The sequence below is a fragment of the Nocardia sp. FBN12 genome, assembly GCF_054031145.1.
On sequence record NZ_CM132926.1, the window covers coordinates 2172543 to 2191151 of the forward strand.

Annotated in this window: 19 protein-coding genes; 10 read left to right on the forward strand and 9 right to left on the reverse strand. The window is 67.4% G+C overall.

The window, feature by feature from the left end; genetic code table 11:
• The first annotated feature begins 73 nt into the window (after positions 1 to 73).
• The 3 genes from ACWZHB_RS10595 (at position 74) to ACWZHB_RS10605 (ending at position 3635) form a co-directional block, all read left to right on the forward strand.
• A complete protein-coding gene (locus ACWZHB_RS10595) occupies positions 74 to 1006 on the forward strand; it encodes an IclR family transcriptional regulator (protein WP_427907764.1) in 933 nt (310 codons plus the stop codon).
• Positions 1007 to 1233: 227 nt separating this feature from the next.
• Positions 1234 to 2661 carry a YML083C domain-containing protein gene (locus ACWZHB_RS10600; RefSeq protein WP_427907765.1) on the forward strand — a complete coding sequence of 476 codons (1428 nt, stop codon included), beginning with the start codon at positions 1234 to 1236 and terminating at the stop codon, positions 2659 to 2661.
• Positions 2662 to 2753: 92 nt separating this feature from the next.
• Complete coding sequence (locus ACWZHB_RS10605; protein ID WP_427907766.1) at positions 2754 to 3635, forward strand: DUF5995 family protein; 882 nt, start codon at positions 2754 to 2756, stop codon at positions 3633 to 3635.
• A 42-nt stretch (positions 3636 to 3677) separates the two neighbouring features.
• Here ACWZHB_RS10605 and ACWZHB_RS10610 read toward each other — a convergent pair whose 3' ends face one another.
• Both ACWZHB_RS10610 and ACWZHB_RS10615 read right to left on the reverse strand, forming a co-directional pair.
• Positions 3678 to 4613, reverse strand: coding sequence for an NAD-dependent epimerase/dehydratase family protein (locus ACWZHB_RS10610; RefSeq protein ID WP_427907767.1), 936 nt, complete (start codon positions 4611 to 4613; stop codon positions 3678 to 3680).
• A gap of 103 nt (positions 4614 to 4716) precedes the next feature.
• Positions 4717 to 6444 (reverse strand): GMC oxidoreductase, encoded by a 1728-nt coding sequence (locus tag ACWZHB_RS10615; RefSeq protein ID WP_427907768.1) that lies wholly within the window; start codon positions 6442 to 6444, stop codon positions 4717 to 4719.
• Between the two features lie 99 nt (positions 6445 to 6543).
• On the opposite strand from ACWZHB_RS10615, the gene ACWZHB_RS10620 reads away from it, so the two are divergent.
• The 4 genes from ACWZHB_RS10620 (at position 6544) to ACWZHB_RS10635 (ending at position 9802) form a co-directional block, all read left to right on the forward strand.
• Positions 6544 to 7257, forward strand: coding sequence for a MerR family transcriptional regulator (locus ACWZHB_RS10620; RefSeq protein ID WP_427907769.1), 714 nt, complete (start codon positions 6544 to 6546; stop codon positions 7255 to 7257).
• 7 nt (positions 7258 to 7264) lie between these two features.
• The gene (locus tag ACWZHB_RS10625; protein WP_427907770.1) at positions 7265 to 8005 is read left to right on the forward strand and encodes a TetR/AcrR family transcriptional regulator; all 741 of its coding nucleotides are present in this window, start codon (positions 7265 to 7267) and stop codon (positions 8003 to 8005) included.
• An 83-nt stretch (positions 8006 to 8088) separates the two neighbouring features.
• Positions 8089 to 8682, forward strand: a complete 594-nt coding sequence (locus ACWZHB_RS10630) for a hypothetical protein (protein WP_427907771.1) — start codon at positions 8089 to 8091, stop codon at positions 8680 to 8682.
• A gap of 121 nt (positions 8683 to 8803) precedes the next feature.
• The gene (locus ACWZHB_RS10635; protein WP_427907772.1) at positions 8804 to 9802 is read left to right on the forward strand and encodes an AurF N-oxygenase family protein; all 999 of its coding nucleotides are present in this window, start codon (positions 8804 to 8806) and stop codon (positions 9800 to 9802) included.
• A 16-nt stretch (positions 9803 to 9818) separates the two neighbouring features.
• Here the strand turns inward: ACWZHB_RS10635 and ACWZHB_RS10640 are convergent, their stop codons facing one another.
• From ACWZHB_RS10640 to ACWZHB_RS10650, 3 genes are all read right to left on the reverse strand, one after another.
• Complete coding sequence (locus ACWZHB_RS10640; RefSeq protein WP_427907773.1) at positions 9819 to 10541, reverse strand: TetR/AcrR family transcriptional regulator; 723 nt, start codon at positions 10539 to 10541, stop codon at positions 9819 to 9821.
• 38 nt (positions 10542 to 10579) lie between these two features.
• Positions 10580 to 11902, reverse strand: coding sequence for a family 1 glycosylhydrolase (locus tag ACWZHB_RS10645; protein WP_427907774.1), 1323 nt, complete (start codon positions 11900 to 11902; stop codon positions 10580 to 10582).
• A 236-nt stretch (positions 11903 to 12138) separates the two neighbouring features.
• Positions 12139 to 12684, reverse strand: a complete 546-nt coding sequence (locus tag ACWZHB_RS10650; protein WP_427907775.1) for a nitroreductase/quinone reductase family protein — start codon at positions 12682 to 12684, stop codon at positions 12139 to 12141.
• 110 nt (positions 12685 to 12794) lie between these two features.
• Here ACWZHB_RS10650 and ACWZHB_RS10655 point away from each other — a divergent pair, with 110 nt between their 5' ends.
• Entirely contained in the window at positions 12795 to 13277 is a 483-nt protein-coding gene (locus tag ACWZHB_RS10655) for a nitroreductase family deazaflavin-dependent oxidoreductase (RefSeq protein WP_427907776.1), read from the forward strand.
• A gap of 1 nt (position 13278) precedes the next feature.
• Here ACWZHB_RS10655 and ACWZHB_RS10660 read toward each other — a convergent pair whose 3' ends face one another.
• The 3 genes from ACWZHB_RS10660 to ACWZHB_RS10670 form a co-directional block, all read right to left on the reverse strand.
• Positions 13279 to 14481 (reverse strand): site-specific integrase, encoded by a 1203-nt coding sequence (locus ACWZHB_RS10660; RefSeq protein WP_427907777.1) that lies wholly within the window; start codon positions 14479 to 14481, stop codon positions 13279 to 13281.
• Between the two features lie 109 nt (positions 14482 to 14590).
• Positions 14591 to 14830 carry a hypothetical protein gene (locus tag ACWZHB_RS10665; RefSeq protein ID WP_427907778.1) on the reverse strand — a complete coding sequence of 80 codons (240 nt, stop codon included), beginning with the start codon at positions 14828 to 14830 and terminating at the stop codon, positions 14591 to 14593.
• A gap of 84 nt (positions 14831 to 14914) precedes the next feature.
• Positions 14915 to 15613, reverse strand: a complete 699-nt coding sequence (locus ACWZHB_RS10670) for a winged helix-turn-helix transcriptional regulator (RefSeq protein WP_427907779.1) — start codon at positions 15611 to 15613, stop codon at positions 14915 to 14917.
• A gap of 90 nt (positions 15614 to 15703) precedes the next feature.
• Here ACWZHB_RS10670 and ACWZHB_RS10675 point away from each other — a divergent pair, with 90 nt between their 5' ends.
• Positions 15704 to 16825: an acyl-CoA dehydrogenase family protein gene (locus ACWZHB_RS10675; RefSeq protein ID WP_427907780.1), complete on the forward strand. Its 1122-nt coding sequence runs from the start codon at positions 15704 to 15706 to the stop codon at positions 16823 to 16825.
• 23 nt (positions 16826 to 16848) lie between these two features.
• Here ACWZHB_RS10675 and ACWZHB_RS10680 read toward each other — a convergent pair whose 3' ends face one another.
• A complete protein-coding gene (locus tag ACWZHB_RS10680; RefSeq protein WP_427907781.1) occupies positions 16849 to 17376 on the reverse strand; it encodes a MarR family winged helix-turn-helix transcriptional regulator in 528 nt (175 codons plus the stop codon).
• A gap of 102 nt (positions 17377 to 17478) precedes the next feature.
• Between ACWZHB_RS10680 and ACWZHB_RS10685 the strand changes: the two genes are divergently transcribed.
• Positions 17479 to 18600, forward strand: a complete 1122-nt coding sequence (locus tag ACWZHB_RS10685) for an epoxide hydrolase family protein (protein ID WP_427907782.1) — start codon at positions 17479 to 17481, stop codon at positions 18598 to 18600.
• Positions 18601 to 18609 lie beyond the last annotated feature (9 nt).

Genomic DNA, 18609 nt, shown 5'->3' on the forward strand with positions numbered 1-18609 from the left:
CTTCGTTCTTGCGTTTCGCCAGGTTGCCCCGACGGGTTGCGTTGTCGAATATTCGACGCTATTGTTCGGTATTGTGACACCAACAGTAAGCCGGGCCGCGCGCGCCGGTCAAGAGGTGACCCCGGATTCGATGGGCGATGCCGACATTCCTGGTGCCGCGTCGCCGCCGACTCAGCGCGTGGTCAAGGTCCTCGAGCTGCTGTCGCGCCATGCCACCGAACGGTTGTCCTTGGCCCGCATCGTGCGCGAAGCGGGGCTCTCCCGTGCCACCGCGCATGCTGTGCTCACCCAGCTCACCGCCGATGGCTGGACGGTGCGCGACGATGAGGGCTGCTACGGCATCGGGTTGCGGCTGCTGACCGTGGCGAAGCGGGCCGAAGCGGCATTTCCGCTGCGGCGCACCGCTGTTCCGCATCTGCGCGCCTTGTCCGAGCGGGCCGAGGTGCCGGTGTTCCTCGCCGAGCGAGCGGGCGACAGCATCGTGGTCACCGAGGTCGTCGGGCATCCGTCGGCCGGCTGGATTCGTGCCGGACGCCGCCTTCCGTTGGCGCCGCCCGTCTGCCGCGAATTCGTCGCTTGGGCAACCGAATCCGTGCAGGAGGCCTGGCTGGCCAGGGCGGATCCGGCCCATCGCGCGCGACTGGCCCTCGTACTCGACGAGATCCGCACCAGGGGCTACTCCGTCGAACGGCTCGTCGACGAATCGACCCCGATGCTGGAAGTACTGGCGGGCCTGCGTGATTCACCGATCACGGCGGCACTGCGCGCCCAGCTGGGTTCGGTCATCACCGAACTGATCACCATCGACTATCTCCCCGACGAACTCGGTTCCGAGAACGCGGTCGTCACCCTCTCGGCCCCGGTCCGCGATCGCCAGGGTGTTGTCGTGGCCGCGGTTGTCAGCTGCCCTGATACCCGGTTGTCGGCCGGGGCGCTGAACGAATTGGGTGCGGCGACGGTGGCGGCCGCGAACCTGATCACCGCCGGTGGGCCGACCGGGGATTGAGCCGGATCCCGCATGGCGTCGAGGTCGCTGTCGCTGGATCAGTCGATGGTGTGTCGGCGGCGATGTTGCCACCGAGCCGCGCGGGGCGCCAGTGTGCCGAACAGGTGCCATCCGCACGGTTTTCGAGTTCTCGGCCGAGCTGATTCGCCGTTACGCTGAGAGTGGATCTGACCGAATGCGGCCCGCTCGACGGTCGCAGCGTCAGAGGGCGAGGAAGGACTCCGGACGTGGCAAACGACAGTGATCGGTGGTGGGAGGCTCCCGGAATGTCGGGTCCCACCCCCGACCCCGCCCAATCTCCCGCCGATCCGACCCTCCTGCGGTCGCCCAGCAACCCACCCGAGCGCCCGGAAGACGGCGCGCAACAGTCGGCCGACTCGACGGCGGTCGAACGGCCTGGCAGCGGCGGCCGACATCCAGTCGCGCCGCCGACTGTGTTCGCGCAGCCCGGGACGGGTGAGCAGCCATCGGGACAGCAACCCGGGAATCAGCCGCAGTGGCAACAGCCCGGAACGGGGCAGCCGGGTAGCGGACAGCATCCGGTCGCGCCGCCGACAGTATTCGGGCAGACGGCGATGGGGCAGCCGCCGTACGCGCAGCAACCCGGCACCGGGAATCAACCGCAGTGGCAACAGCCGGGGACGGGGCAGCCTGGTAGCGGACAGCATCCGGTCGCGCCGCCGCCGATGGTCGGGCAGCCGTGGACCGGGCAGCAGCCCTATGCGCAGCAGGGGACCGGTCAGCAACCGTTCGGGCAAACCGGGATCGGGCAGGACCCCTACGCCCCGCCGGCGGGCAGCGCGCAACCGTACGCGTCCCAGCCGGGGAGCGGCCATCAGCCGTATGGAGAGCAATTCGGAACGGGCCAACAACCATTCGCCCAGCCGGGGTACGGCCAGCAGCCGTACGGTTATGCGCCCGCGCCGCAACAATATTCGCCGCCGCCGCGGCGTAGCGGAGGATCGGGCGCGATCATCGCGGTCATCGCCGTGGTCGTCGTGCTGGTGATCGGGGTGGCCGTCGCGGTCGCCGTCTCGGTCGCATCGTCCGATGAATCCGCCACCGCGGCGAGCACGACGACCACCACGAAGACGGGTCCGCTGACCGGCACGAGCACCGCACCGCTGGCGCCCGGGTCGAAGGGGGTGCTCATCCCCATCTACCGCGTCGCCTACGACGTCCCCTCCGCCTGGACGATCCACGCCGACTCCGACCCGATGTCGTTCAGCACCGCGGCCGGGACCGTCAATGGGCGCGGCCAGGCGACCGAGGGGGCCGACTACTGCCCCGGCTCGGTCTATCGCGCCATGGCCGCCGTCACCTCGACCACCGAAACCGACCTGGGTGCCGCAGCCCAATCGGTCGCGAAAATCTCTGCGGGCGGCGGGTATTCGGATCCCAGCGGTGGCACACTGAGCACCCCGACGTCGCTGAAGACCCAGAGCGGAGTCAGCGGCCAGTTCGTGGAAACCTCGGGAGCGTGGACCCCGACGGTCCCGGGTTGCACCGCGAACGCGTACTCCGTCTACACCTTCGGCTTCCGCAACGCCGCCAACACCGCGCTCGTGATGACCATCCTCGTCGACCGAGGTACCACCGGCGAACTCACCGCCGAGCAAGCCAAGAAGATGATCAACAGCCTGCGCCTGGTCTGAGCGGCTTCGGCGCCACCGCCAAAGCTGTGTGGCCGACACGCCCATCGGACCGTCGATGCGCGAATCACGCCGAGAGATGGTGGAATCGGCGCGTGCGCGTATCCAGTGGAATAGCCGCCTGTGCCGCCGTCGTGGCACTGGTTCTGCCCGCAGGCCCGGCCCAGGGTGCGGTCCGGGACACGGCTTGCGGGTCGACCCTGTCGCAGACCGACATCGCCGACATCGTGCGGTTGTCGGACACCTCGGCGATCTCCGGCGCCGACAGCCTGGACCGGCTCGAGGACGCGGTGGCTCGCCACCACCGGATCACCGAGATTCTCGTCGAACATCGCGACCTGCGTGGACTGTTCGCGATCGGGCTCGACGGCGTCGAGTACGCCGCGGTGATGCCGATGCAACGCGACCCGGCGGCGTTCGCGAACAGTGAGTACGCACACGCGATCAGCTCGGAACTGCTGCGCCGATTCCTCGACAATCTGCATGCCGAATTCACCGGCGGGATCGTGGAACCACAATGGGCGCACTATTTCTCACTCGCCCAGGACTGCGGGGCCTCGCGCGCCCGCACCGCTATGGCCGGCTACAACGCGCACCTGACCGTCGACCTGACCTACTCGGTGGCAGCTGTCGGCAGCAGGCCGGAGAACGCGGCGGACTATTTCAAGATCGTCGCCGGCATCGCGGCGGTCGGCGACGTGATCATCGACCGCACCAAGGCGGCCTACGGCGCCGACCTCGGCCCACTATGGCGGTTCTATTTCGTCGGCGAGGGGCTCGACCAGCTGTTCGGCGCGGGGGTCGCCACCGAACAGCTGCTCATCGCCGCCGACCTCGGCGCGAACACGGTGATCTTCACCAACGGCCTTGCCTTGCAAGACCCTGTTCTCGCACCCACGATCCGCGCGGAGATCACGGCGTTGTGGCACGCGGGCGACGTGGCTTTCGAAGCACTCGCCCGGATCAACGCACTCTGAGCACGTTCGAGATACCTTCTCGCACAGCTCTGGCCGGAGTTGTCAGGAGCGGTCGAACCGGATATCGGCTGCGAGACGGTCGTGACCGATGTCGTCGAGCGCGAGAAGCTGGTGGATCCAGGTCGGCACGGCGACCGGATTCCGGATCAGCGCCCGAACCGTGACAGCGGCGATCACGGCTGTAGCCAGCGATTGTCCACGACCGCTCGCCGATCTGATCGATCCGTCCGCAGACCGGGCGAGCGCGACCCAGCGGTCACTACCACCCGGCATATGGGCCGGTGACAGCGATTGCAGGGGCGGCGCCCAGGTGAGAGCCGCCAGACCGAGGGTGGCGAGCCGGGAGTCGAGGCGCAGGTAGGTACGCACCGGGACGCCGAACTCGCGGGTGAGGCGGTGCTGATCGGCGAAGTCGGCGCGCAAGGCGGGAAACGGTCGGTAGGCGGCAGCCGCAGGTATTGAGAAGCGTTGCCGCCCAGTGAAATTGAGAATGCTGGTGCCGTCGGCGTCGGGAAAGCGCCTGCCGAGGAGCCGATAGGTCCAGGCAGTCGCGGCGGGGCCGTGGGTTTCGCCGGAGCCGAGGCCGATCATGATGTCGACTTGACCGCGGTGGTGTGTGAGCGCGTCGACGGCCAGCAGGGTGGTCAAGCCGGGAGCCAACCCGACGCCGAGCACCACGGGGCCGTCGACATCTTCGAGCGCCTGCACATAGTCCGACGTCGCGGAGATGTCGACGAACGGGATCCCGCGAGCGGCGCAGGCCCTCGCCAACCGAATGTCCTCCGCGCCTGCGCAGTTCACGACGATGGTCGCCCCCGCCATGGCCACGTCGACACCGGCGCTGTCGCGCAGGTCGACCACCTGATCCGCCCTGGCGGGATCACGCCCCGCCGCTTGCACGGCGACTCCTTCGGCGCGCAGCAAGCGCACCAGATGCGCGCCGACCGTTCCGTATCCGCCCAGAACCAGCACCGACATCGCAGGTCCTCCCGTCGTCCGTACCGATGCTACGTGGCCGGGAACGGGATCGGCCCCGGCTTCGCGGTGGGTGACCGCGAGGCCGGGGCCTGATGACGTCGAATCAGCCTGCGGTCTTCTCCGAGCTGCGGATCTCGACGATCGGCAGCACCAGTGCGGCGGGTGCGCTCGCGGGCACGGCTGGCTGGTTGGGTCGAACCGGGGCGATCTTGGTGTAGCCGGCGCCCTGTTCGGGACGGGTGTCGATTTCACCCTTGTTCGGCCAGTAGGCGGCCGCGCGCTCGGCCTGCGCGGTGATGGTGAGCGACGGGTTGACACCGAGGTTGGCCGACACGGCGGCACCGTCGACGACGCTGAGCGTCGGGTAGCCGTACACGCGGTGGTAGGCGTCGATCACGCCGTGCTCGCGGTCCGCGCCGATCGCCGCACCGCCGAGGAAGTGCGCCGTCATCGGCACGTTGAACACGTCACCCCAGGTACCACCGGCGACGCCGCCGATCTTCTCCGCGACCCGGCGGGTCACATCGTTGCCCGCCGGGATCCACGTCGGGTTCGGTTGTCCGTGGCCCTGTTTGGAGGTCAGCTTGCGACCACCGAACAGCCCGCGCTTGGTGTAGGTGGTGATCGAGTTGTCCAGGTGCTGCATGACGAGGGAGATGATCGTGCGCTCGCTCCAGTTCTTCACGCTCATGAAGCGCAGGAAGATCAGGGGATTGGACAGCACCAGGCCGAGGAATCGCAGCCACCGCGGCACCCGTCCGCCACCGTCGACCATCAGCGTCTGCAGCATGCCCATCGAGTTCGAGCCCTTGCCGTAGCGCACCGGCTCGACGTGCGTGTCGGGGGTGGGGTGGATCGACGAGGTGATCGCGACACCCTTGGTGAAGTCCTGGTCGGGGCCGAGCGTCTTGGTCGCGGCGCCGACGATGGACTCGGAATTCGTCCGGGTGAGCAGGCCGAGCTTGTCCGACAGGTTCGGCAGCGAGCCTTCGTCGCGCATCGCGTGCAGCAGCTTCTGCGTGCCGAGAGTGCCCGCCGCGAGCACGACATGCTTGGCGGTCAGGGTCTTGGGTGCCTTACGCACCCAGGCACCGGTGCGCTCGGTGGCCACATCCCATGTGCCGTCCGGCAGTGGTCGCAACGACGACACCGTGGTCATCGGAATGACCTGTACGCCGGCCTTTTCGGCGAGATAGAGGTAGTTCTTCACCAGGGTGTTCTTGGCGCCGAACTTGCAACCGACCATGCAGTCGCCACATTCCACACAGCCGGTGCGCTCGGGACCGGCACCACCGAAGTAGGGGTCGGCCTCGGTCTCGCCCGGCGTACCGAAGAACACGCCGACGGGCGTCTGGACGAAGGTCTCGCCCACCCCCATGTCCTCGGCGACGGCCTTGAAGATCTCGTCGGCGGGGGTCATGTGGGGATTCGTCACCACACCGAGCATCTTTTTCGCCTGCTCGTAATAGGGCGTCAGCTCGGTGCGCCAATCGGTGATCTCGCGCCACTGCGGGTCCTGGAAGAATGGCTCCGGCGGCACGTAGAGGGTGTTGGCGTAGTTCAGGGAACCACCGCCGACACCGGCGCCGCCCAGGATCAGAACGTCGCGCAACGGGTGGATGCGCTGGATGCCATAGCAGCCGAGCTTGGGCGCCCACACGAATTTGCGCAGGTCCCAACTGGTTTTGGGCAGTTCGTCATCGGCGAAGCGGCGGCCGGCTTCGATGACGCCGACCTTGTAGCCCTTCTCCACCAGGCGCAGTGCGGTGACACTGCCGCCGAAGCCGGAGCCGACGATCAGAACGTCGAAATCGGTGGTGCGCTCGGGCATGGGGGAGCTCCTCGATCGGTGTCGGCAGTGACGCGGGTAACGCTAATGGCGACAGCCAGAGCTGTCAACGTAGGTTCCGGCTCGCCCTATGCTGGTCGGGTGGCCCGATACACCCGAGCGGAACTCGCCGACGTCAGCGGCGTGGCGTCGCGCACCATCCGCTACTACCACTCGCTGGGCGTGCTGCCGAAACCCGGTCGCGCGGGCAAGGAAGTCGTCTACTCGGACGAGCATGTGGACCGGCTGCGCGACATCGTCGCCATGCAGGCGCGCGGGCTACGGCTGGACGCCATCCGCGAGGTGTTCGAGACCGAACCGCAGGCCGGCGACTGGCGCACGCTGTTCGATCCGCGCGCGGGACAGTCCGTCGAACGCTCGTCCTCCGTCGACGATGCCGAGCTGGTCGCCATGCTGGGGGAGCGTGGCACCGATGTGCTCACCGAACTCGTCGCGGCCGGATATCTGGAACGGCGCGGCCAACACTGGTTCGTCGCGGACCGCACGATGCTCAAAGCCGCACTCGTCCTCTACGACGTCGGTATCGACATCACGCTCAGTGGGGTCTTGCGGACACTGATTCAGTCACGCATCGCCGATCTCGCCGACGACGTGGTGTCCACGGTCCGCGATGCGACGGGCACCGGTTACGGCGGCGAAGGGGTGGGCGTAGACCTGAGCCGCTTCCGCGACCGACTGCTCGCGATGGCCTGGGCGGTCGGCGGCGCGACATTTGCCGCCGAGATCGAACGCGCCGCCGCCGAAGACGACACGGCCGGACGCCGGGACCCGGCCCGCGCCGCGAGTGCGCGATGATCGGACGATGAGCTCCGACCGGCCGGGTCCGCGCGCACTGGCCCGCGCGCAGACGATCGCCGACATCAAACGCATCGGCCGCGAGCATCTGGCCACACAGGGTGCCGCGGCATTGTCGTTGCGCGCGGTCGCCCGCGATCTGGGCGTGGTCTCGTCGGCGGTGTATCGGTACGTCCGCAGCCGTGACGAACTGCTGACCATGCTGGTGGTCGACGGCTACAACGCGCTGGGCGACGCCGTCGACGCGGCACTGATCGACGCGCCGGAGGATCCCGCGACCCGTTTCCGGGTCGCCGCACGGGCCGTGCGGGCATGGGCGCTGGCCGAACCGGCCTGGTACGGCATGCTCTTCGGCACACCTGTCCCCGGCTACGCCGCCCCGGCCGACGACACCGAAGCGCCGGGTATCCGGGTGATCGCGATCCTGCTCGGCATCATCGACAGCGCCTACCGCCAGGGCCGGCTCGACGTCCCCGGGGCCGACCCCGCAATCTCCCCGCGTACCGCGGCCGATTTCGTGACGGTCCGCGAGCAGTTCGGCCTTGCCACCCCGGATCGGGTGATCGCCGCCGCCCTTACCGCGTGGACCACACTGTTCGGCGCGGTGAACTTCGACGTGTTCGACATGTACGGCCGCGACACCTTCGCCGATCGCGCCGAGATCTTCGACTTGCATGTCGACCAGCTACTGCACCTGCTCGGCTTCGTCGTGCCGCGCCCGGACCATGTGGACCGGTCGGTACGGTAGCGATCTGAAGAGTTCCCGCGGTATGTGGGGAGAGGAATGTGTGAACGGCGACATCGGCGTCGCCAACTAAGGAGAGTGCCCGAGTGAATTCCCGCGAGGAGATCTTGCGCAGAGTCCGTGACGGGCTGCTCGACCTGCCCGAGGACGAGCGCCGGGTACCCATGCGTCGATCCGCAGGCAGGCACGCGATCGTGGATCCGGCCGAGCGGGCCGAGGTGCTCGAACGGTTCGTCGACCGGTTGCGCGAGCACGGCTCGCTGGTGCGCACCGTCGACATCGCGGGCCTGCCCGCCGCCGTCGCCGACGTGCTCTACGGCATGAGCGTGCAGACGGTGCTCGCGGCGGTGGAGCCGGGCCCGGCGTGGCTGGACCACTGGGCCGGTGCGCCAGGTCATCAGGTCGTACACAGCGGCTCGGACTCGGCCGAGCCCGGCGACGCGGTGGTGCGCGATGCGGTGGCCGGTGACGCGTCGACCGGCTCGCTGGCACTCGACGTCGACGGGGGGCCTGCTGTCTCCGAGGCCGTGCCGCAGGTGTGTGTCGTCCGCGCCGATCGCGTGTACGTATCCCTGCCCGAAGCGCTGGACCATCTCGACCAGCGGCGACCGCTGATCTGGCTCGGCGGTCCCGGTGACGGCGAGTTGGCGCGTCAGCTGGTGGTTCTGCTCGTCGAATAGGACGCGGGAAACGTTATCGAGTCAGGGTTGTATGAGACTGACGGTCTCAGTTATTCTTGGGGTAACGGTGTGACGGCGCTAACAGCGTCGTGCACGCCCGACGCGAACCGAGGAGGCACCGATGACGCTGACCGAATCGAGCCGTGGCGGACCCATCACCGAGGAGTACCGAGAGGCGCTGGCAACCCTGTCACAGGGTTCTGTCGACCGTCATTTCGATCCCTACCTCGATATCGACTGGGATTCGCCCGAGCTCGCCCTTGACCCGAACGATGTGCGGTGGGTTCTCTCACCGGAGGTCGATCCCCTCGGCGCCACGCAGTGGTACCGCGATCAACCGCTCGACCGGCGCATCGCGATCGGCAAATGGCGCACAGCCAATTCGATCAAGGTCGGCGCCGCCTTCGAGAGCATCCTGATCCGCGGAATGATGCAATACATCATGAAGCTGCCGAACGGCTCGCCGGAGTTTCGGTACTGCTTGCACGAAATGACCGAAGAGTGCAACCACATCCAGATGTTCCAGGAGCTGGTCAACCGCATCGACGTCGACGTGCCCGGGATGCGGCCGATGTTTCGGGCGCTGTCCCCGCTGATCGGAGTCGCGGGCGGCTATGCCCACACCATCCTGTTCATCGGCATCCTCGGTGGCGAGGAACCGATCGACCACTACCAGAAGGCAATGATCCGCGAGGGCGCGTCGCTGCCGCCGATGGTCTTGCGCACCATGGAGATTCACATCGCCGAGGAAGCGCGCCACATCTCCTTCGCCGGGGATTTCCTCACCGCGCACATCGGGCGGATGGGCAAGTTCAACCGTGGTGTCTGCTCGGTGGCGTTCCCGATCGCGATGCGCTGGCTGGTCAGCGAGATCATGGCACCGCCGCGTTCGTTCGAGCGCGAGTTCGATATTCCGCGCGAGGTCATCGAGCAGGCGTTCTGGAAGTCGGAGCATTCCCAGCAGATCCTGTCGGGCTACTTCGGCGATATGCGCAAACTGGCCACCGATCTCGGCCTGATGAACCCGACCGCCAAGTGGCTGTGGCGGAAGTTCGGTATCGACGGGCCCGTGTCGCGCTACCGCAGCGAGCCCGAACGCAGCGCGCGCCGCGCCGCCTGAGCGAATCGCCCGCGGCTCAGTCGCCGGCGATCAGCTGCGTGATGATCTCGGTGAGTTGCTGGTCGGGGTCCAGGTTCAGGCCGTGGCGGCGGGCGACGCCGTCGACCACGTGCCAGGCGTAGGAGGCGACCTCCTCGATCAGCTGGTCCCTGGTGAGTGCCGGGTTCGGGTCGTTGGCCCAGCGGGTGACGGTGGCCTCGGTCATCGACACGATGGCGAAGGTCATCGTGTCGGCCGAGGCCTCGTCGGTTACCCCGACCACCCCGGCCAGTCCGGTGACCAGCGCTCTGGTCGACCCCGCGATGGTGGCGATCAGCGCGCTCATCGCATCGATATCGGGATCGGCCTCCGACGGACCCGTCCGCAGGAACTCGTGAAGCCGGGGATGGTCCTGGATCCAGGTGACGACGCCGCCGATCGTGCGCACCAGGATCTCGTGGATGGAGCCCTCGGCGATGTCGAGCGCGTCCTCGATGTCGGCGACGAAACGGTCGGCGATCTCGCTCCTGATCCGGCGATCCAGCTCGTCGCGACCGGCGAACTGCCGGTAGACCACCGATTTCGCGAGCCCGGCGTGCTCGGCGACCTGGATGATCGGCACCTCGACACCGGCGGGCGCCTGTTCGATCAGCTCGACCGCGGCCAGCACGATCCGCTCCCGGCGGCTGTCGTTGTGCGGCTGCCATCGGGCCTGCCTGCCGCTCACGGCGTTGGAAGGGTGTGACGCTGTGCTCGACACCCGCCCGAGTGTAGAGCAACCATCGGTTCTTCAAACCGCTACCGAGGGACCGACACCGGATCGGCGCAACTGGCGAGCCCGTCGACGAGTGAACACGGGGCGACGGGGCGCGTCGGTCGGTAGTCGGGGCCGACGCCGCCCGCCGCGGTGATCGCGCGGTATGCCGCGACCGCGTCGGTGGGGGTGCGGGTCAGGGTCGGGTCGGTCAGCACGTCGACCGTGTAGAGGCCGAAACGTGCTGTGTAGGAACCCCATTCGTAGTTGTCGGTGAGGCTCCAGTAGTTGTAGCCCATCAGTGGGATGCCGTCGGCGACCGCGCGCTGCAACCAATACACGGTGTCGCGCAATGAATCCGCGCGGGTGTAGCCGTCGGCGCGGGGGCGTCCGTTCTCGGTGGGCATGCCGTTCTCGACGATGTAGAGCGGGCGGCCGGGGAACTTTCGCGCGTAGTGGTCGAGCGCGTAGTAGATGCCCTCGGGTTGCAGCGGAATCGTCCAGAGTTTGTCGGGATCGGGGATGTGCAGCTGAGTGGGGGACAGGCCGTAGTAGTAGTCGATGCCGATGTAGTCCAGGCGTGCCGAGATCCGGTCGAGCAGCAATCCGCTGACCGCGTCGTCGACGGCGGGGATATAGGCGACATTGCTGGTGACCTGGGCGCCCGGGTGCACGGCGTGGATGTAGTCGTAGATGCTGTTGTGCGCCTGAATGATTCGCTCACCCATGGTGAGGACGTCGGCGGCGGCGATACCTCCGTGGCGCAGATCGTTGACCAGATAGAACGTCGGCTCGTTGAATGTCACCCACAACGGGTCGGCGCCGGCGTATCGGTCGACGACATGGCGCGCGTTGGACAGCCAGTTCGCGACGATCTCCGGATCGCGCCACCCGCCGCGGTCGGCGGCCCAGCCGGGATACACCCAGTGGTCGAGAGTGAGCATCGGCCGCATCCCCGCCTCCGTGATAGCGCCGACGACGTCGTCGTAGAACGCGAGCGCTGCCTCGTCCCAGACGCCGGGTCGCGGCTGGACGCGTGCCCACTCGATGCCGATGCGGTACACGCGCACACCGAGTTTCGCGGCGAGGGCGATGTCGGAGCGGTAGCGATTCCGGAAGTCGACCGAGTTCAGGTAGGGGTCGGCGGTGGTCCCGGATTTGACATAGCGGCGCCAATTGCTGTCCGGCGCATCGCCTTCGGCCTGGAAGCCGGAAGCTGCCACGCCCCAGAGGAATTCGGGTCCGAGCGGTGCCAGCTGAGCCGGCGCGGGTGGCCGAGCAAGGGCGGGGGAGGGGCTGGTCGCGAGCAGCGCGGCCGCAGCCAGGGCGACCGTGGCGAGGAATCGGCGACCAGTGGGGGAGGGCATGGCACTCCTGGCGGGCTAGGGAGAAGGGGAGTGCGATCAGTGTGCGACATCGAGGTGGTTGTGCGGGGGAATTAGGGCGGAGCGGCGAAGCTGGAGCCTTTCACAATTTCTTCATGTAGTTACGTAGATATGCGCATCTAACCATGTGTCCGACTCCGTCCATATACTCACGCCTCACCTCCCACCATGTCCGCACGACACGACAACTCACCAGCACGGACAGAGGAGGGCTTCGGCTAGACCGCCAAATCGATGGCTACGGCACGACCGGTGTCGAACCAGTACTCGTGTAGCTCGCGGATCTTCGTCCGCGAGGGAATCCCGCGCAGGTGAAGGGTGCATTCGCCGAAGTCCACCAGCACGACGGTGTCGCACAGCAGGGCGCGGGCGGTGGCGAGTTCGGCCGGGTCGGTGATCTCCCTGGCGGTTCCGCTGAAGGTGCCGTCGGTCAGCCGCACCGTGACGTGTGGGTCGGCGCGGACGTTGAGCAGCCAGGCATTGACCGCATCCGGCTGCTGAACCGTCACATGCGGCGGCATCAACTGGACCAGGTACGCCCGATCGGCGTCGCGAAAGATCCGTACGCACTTCGGGCGCGGAAGGCCCGTCTTGCGTCCCGTGGTTGTGAGAATCCCGTAGCCGCGCGGGGCACGGAGGCGAAAGAACGGCAGCATGCCGGCGCTGAGCAGCTTGCCGTCGCGGGGGCCGCGCACGAGTCGGCCGTGCTTGCTGATCTCGGCCTCGGCCGCGGCGCGCCTTGCCTCGTTTCGACCCTCGTCCATGCCTCCATGGTCCGCCCAGGGTGATCGGCCGTCCAGCACATCGAGTGAGTTGTCTCTCAGCGCACCGTCGTGAGTGGGCGAATGCGGTTCGCTCGAGCCAGGATTCGGGGATGGTTTGGAATCCCTTGCCGGGCTTCGCACGCGTGGTCGCGACACAGCCCTGGGTAATGCGTGGCGCCGGCCTCGTTCTGCCGACCGAACGGTTGTTGCGCAGGCTCAGCGGTGGCCGGTGGGGTGTTCTCGACGTGGCTGGGCTCCCATCGATCGAGATCACGGTGGTCGGACGCAAGTCCGGCCAGCCGCGCACCACCTCGCTGCTGTGCGTGCCCGATGGCGACGGTTTCTACCTGGTCGGCTCGAACTGGGGTAAGCCGGAGCACCCGGCATGGTCGGCGAACCTGCGCGCGGCCCGCACCGCATCGGTCCGCTTCGACGGCAGCAGTGCGTTCCCGGTGAGCGTTGCCGAGATCTCCGGGGTCGAACGCAAGCGCGTCTGGGACCAGGCCGTCGAGTTCTGGCCGGGTTACGAGATGGAGTTCCAGCTCTCGGGCGGTCGCGAGTTCCGGATCTTCCGGCTCGACCGGATTCGCTAGCTCACAGCCCGAGCTTGGTGACCGCGTTGTCTTCGAGTGGGTTCGCGGTGCGGATGTAGCGGTGGACGGTTCGGGGGTTGGCCCAGCGGCCCTGGCGCATGATCTCGCGGTCGCTCGCTCCACCGAGGGCGGCCTGGGTGGCGAATCCAGCGCGCAGGGAGTGCCCGGAGAACAGGTCGGGGTCGAGGCCGGCGCGGGCCGCATAGCGTTTGACGAGTTCGGCGACGGCGCGGCCCGACAGTGCGGTGGTGCCGATCGAGCCGTGGCGGTTGATCGTGGGGAACAGCGGGCGGTCCTCGTCGGTGCTGAGTGGGGTTCCGGTGAAGCCGTGGCAGCGGTGGATCGTGGTGTCGGCGGCGGGGTTGTTCGTGGTCCAGGATCGTGTGCCTGCGTCGCCTGCGTCGGTGTGGACCTCCAGTAGCCGGACCCAGTCGGCGAACGCGCAGATCGGGCAGGTGCGTGGGTGTTTGCCGCGGGGCAGGGCGATGCGCTGTTCGGCGATGCCGGTCGGGTCGGTCTTGGTGGTCGGCAGGTGCACGATGAGCAGTGGTTCGCCGGTGGTGTGGTCGGTGCGCACGTGCACGTCGCTGACGCGCAAGCCCGCGAGTTCGCTGCGGCGCAGGGCGCCGGCGAAACCGACCAGCAGTGCCAGGGCGTCTCGGCGGCGCGCGGGTTCGGTAGGCCAGTCGGGTGCGGGGAGTTCGGCGAGAAGTTGGTCGAGGGTGTGCAGCAGGACCGGCCGTTTGCGGGTCGGCGGGGTGCGACGGGTGCGACGGATACCGCGCAGGGTGAGCCGGACGACGTCGGAGCGGGTCGGTGAGGGGAGTCCGTTGGCGGCGTGGACGGCGGCGATGGCGGCGGACTTGCGATCCAGGGTGGCCGGGCTGAATGCCCATGCGCCGCTTTCGCGTCGGGCATCAGCGGAGGCGGCCAGATAGACGGCGACGTCGAGTGGGTCCGCGGGGAGTGCCTGTCGCTGCTCGACCGCGCACCAGCCTGCCCAGGCGATCCAGTCGGTTCGGTAGGCGCGCAGGGTATTCGCCGATTGGGACGCTTCGAGGTAGCGGCGTAGGGTGCCTGCCTGGTTGTCGTCGAAGCGTTCACGGACCAGGCGCAGGGCGGCGGTGTCGACGAGGACGCTGCGTACGCCGCGACGCAGTTCGGTGCGTACCTGTTCGGGGAGGACGACCGATGTGTCGCTCAACCTGGCCACTCCTCGCGTGAATTCGCCTCTGGCGCCGATGACTTCTGGCTGTGCAGCCTAATCGTGCGCGGACGCGATGGGCCGGGTAGGCGTCGTCAGTGGCGTGGTGTCACGGCATCTCTTCGAGTTCGGCGAGCTGGGTGTGGATGTAGGCGGCGAGGCGGTGTTTGGCCGCGCCGGTGAGGAAACTGGTGTCGCCGAGGCGCGGGAAGTGGTCGTCGGCCTGTTCGGGCGTCGCCGCGGCGGTGTCAGGAGTATCGCTGACGAGTTCGAGACGCGCCGGATGCTGTTGGGGGAGAAGGGCATTCGGTTCGTACGGCTCTGAGGTTACTGCTCCGGTACGTACCATGGTCGAATCCTAACGTTTTGATTACGGCGGCTGCCAACATGACGCGGCAAGTAGTGATTACCGCCACGTTTTGTTCGATATAGTTCATGACGCGCGCGCTGTTGGGTCCAATCGAGCCGTAGCCGCGACATATCCGGCCACTGGACTCAGCCGCAACACGGCGGGCATTCGGCGGGTGAGCGCGGGCGGACCGGTGAAGGTGATCCGCCCGGTGCGTTGCGCGTGCGTGAGCGGCATGCGACCCAACCACACCTCGTACAGTCCGGCGACATCCGCGCTGATCGTGACGTCGACGGGATAGCCGGGATCGGTCTCGCACACCGAGGGAACGGCGGCTTCGACCACGATCCAGAAACGACGTAGGTCGTCGGTGAACCTGACCTGCAGCACCTGCCGCCGACCGGGCAGCATCGAGGTGTCGACTCGGGTGTGCATCCACCAGACGAGCAGGGCGGCGTCGAGTTCCTCTTCCTGGGGTGCGCCGAATGTCCAGCGCGCACCCCATTCGCCGAGGCCGAACAGAATGGGCTGGAGTTGGGTCCCTGCCTCGGTGAGCAGGTGTTCGGTGCCGAGCTTTTCGATCAGCCCGGCGCGTTCGAACTGGCGCAGGCGTTTGGCGAGCAGGCTGCGCGAGAGGCCGGGTAGGCCGCGGGCGAGGTCGTTGAAGCGGGTGGTGCCGAGGAACAGGTCGCGCAGGATGAGCAGCGACCATCGTTCGCCGAGCACGTCGAGGGCGCGCGAGATCGGGCAGTACTGGCCGTAGCCTGCGGTCGTGCTTGTCATGGTCACCTCGCCGACAGGGTCCATTTTCTGGACCGGGAGAGTCCACTTTCTGGACTATCTGGTTATCGCGGCGCTTCCTACCTTCGAAACATGACTTCGACAATTTCCGGCACCATGTCCAGCGCCGACCGGGTTTCCCTCGCCCGCGAGATCGGTGAAACCCTGCGTCCGGAGGTCCCTGAGCGCGACCGCACCGGCGCGGTCTCTGTCACGGCGTTCGACCTGTTGCGGTCGAGCGGGTTGTCGGCGGCGCTCGTGCCGCTCGAGTTCGGCGGCGGGGGTGCCAGCCATCGGGAGATGGGGGAGATCCTGCGCGAACTCGGTAGGCATGATCCGTCGACGGCGGTGGCGTTCGCGATGCATTCGCATCTGGTGGCCGCGCAGGTGTGGCGGCACAACCATGGGGTGGATGCCTCGGCGGTGTTCGCGAAGGTCGCGGGCGGGGCGATTCTGGTCAGCACCGGTGCCTCGGATTGGGTCGATTCCAATGGGCAGGCGGTGCGGGTCGACGGTGGGTATCGGGTGAGTGCGCGCAAGGCGCCCGCGAGTGGGTGTGAGGTGGGCGACGTGCTGGTCACCAGTGTTCGATACGACGATGAGGTGTTGCACTTCGCGATCCCGTTGGCCGCCGCGGGCGTGAGCATCGACAAGACCTGGGATTCGTTCGGTTTGCGTGCGAGCGGTTCGCATACGGTCGTGCTCGACGACGTGTTCGTCCCCGACGCCGCGATCTCACTGACCCGCCCGGCCGGTCCGTGGCCGCCGGTGCTGAATGTGGTGATCGGCGCGGCGCTTCCCCTGGTGCTGGCTGCCTACCTCGGTGTCGCGGACGCGGCTGTCGACCTCACCGCACACCTACTCGCGGGCCGTTCCGAAGCCCACACAATCCAGTCGGCCGGCGAGATGCTCAACGCCCATACCACCGCGCAGGACCTCATCGCGGCGATGTTCGCCGACTCGGAGAACCTGGCCTTCCCCAACACCGACACCTACGCCGCCCGCACTCTCAGCCGCAAAACCGTCGCCGCCGACGCGTTGATCACCACCGTCCGCCTTGCCATCGAAACCACCGGCGGCGCAGGCTATTCCCGCGCCTGCGACCTCGAACGCCTCTACCGCGACGTCCACGGCTGCCAGTTCCATCCCCTGCCTCGCGCCAAACAGACCCACTTCAGCGGACGGGTTCTGTTGGGGCACAGTCCACTCGACTGAGTTCAGAGGTGCTGTGTCTTGCGCTAGTGCGGAGTATCGCGCCTCTCCGTTTGCGCGCCCACGTGATCCGATCGCTGGTGGGATGGCTCGGTGGTGTCCGTTTTCCGGTTGTGGTGGTCTAACAGCTTGGCCAGCAGCCCGGTCAGTTGCCGTCGTTCTCCCGGCGAGAGTGGGTCCAGAAGTTCTTCCTGGCTGTGGGCGAGTTGCTTTTCCAGGCGGCGCAGTCGGCGCTTGCCCGCGGTGGTGAGGGAGATGATATTGCGGCGGCGGTCGGTGGGATCGGGGGTGCGTTCGACGAGGGTGTGGTCGGCGAGTTCGTTGATGGTGGCGACCATGTCGCTGACGTGGATGCCGCTGCGGCGGCCGAGGGTGGCTTGGCTGGCGGGGCCGAATTCGTCGAGGGTGGCCAGGAGGCGGTAGTGGTAGCCGCGGGCGTCGACGGCGGCGAAACCTTCGCTGACCAGGCGGTGGGCGTGGTTGCCGGTTTGGGTGAGTAGCCAGGTCGGCAAGGTTGCCCATCTGGCTGCGGTCGGCTCGGGTGGGTGCTCCATGTGACAACACTAACAAATCGTTTGTGTGACCAACGATCGCGATATCGTTGGTCCTACAAACGTTCGTCGCCCAAACGTTGGGTGGATGAAGGAGTCGAGACCATGATCGAACCGTTCCGCGTCGACATCCCGCAGTCCGATATCGATGACCTGAACGACCGGCTCGCCCGCACCCGCTGGCCCGATGAAATCGACGACGCGGGCTGGGACTACGGCTTCCCGTTGGCTCGACTGAAAGAACTCGCCGAATACTGGCGCACGACCTACGACTGGCGCGCGCACGAGGAGAAACTCAACGAGTTCGCACACTTCACCACCGAAATCGACGGCCAGAACATCCATTTCGTCCATGTCCGCTCGCCGAAGCCGGATGCGCTCGCGCTGATCCTCACCCACGGCTGGCCCGGCTCGTTCCTGGAATTCCTCGACGTGATCGACCCGCTGTCGCGCGACTTCCATCTGGTGATCCCGTCCATTCCCGGCTACGGATTCTCCGGACCTACGCACGAGCGCGGCTGGGATATCGTCCGCGTCGCGCGCGCCTGGGCCGAGCTGATGCACCGCCTCGGCTACGAGCGCTACGGCGCGCAGGGTGGCGATTTCGGTTCGGGAATCTCGCAATCGCTGGGCGCGGTGGCTGCGGAACATGTTGTCGGAGTGCATGTCAACTACCTGCCGACCAGGCCGAACCCGGACGTCGAACTCTCCGAGGCAGACGAAGCGCGACTCGGCAAAGTCAAACAGCTGATGGCCAGCCGCCCGCCGTACCAGGCTCTCCAAGCTGCCACCCCGCAGACCATCGGCTACGCGCTCACCGACTCGCCGGTCGGTCAACTCGCCTGGATCGCCGAACGTTTCGCGCAATGGACGGACCCGCGTACGCCGGTCAGCGACGACCGGATGCTCACCGACATCTCCCTGTACTGGCTCACTGCCACTGCGGCGTCCTCGGCACGGCTGCATCGCGAGTCGGCGCGGGGGAGCGAGCCGTGCCCGGTCCCCCTCGGCGTCGCGGTGTTCGCCCACGACATCACCCAATCGGTGCGCCCGCTGGCCGAACAGCTCTACGACATCAGGCACTGGTCGGAATTCGACCGCGGCGGTCATTTCGCGGCGATGGAGGTGCCGGACCTGCTCGCCGGGGATATCCGGGAGTTCTTCCTGCACAGTATCGACCGGCCGCGCGCGAATTCGGTTGTGTCAAGCCGCAATCCCGGCCATTGATTGTGCGTG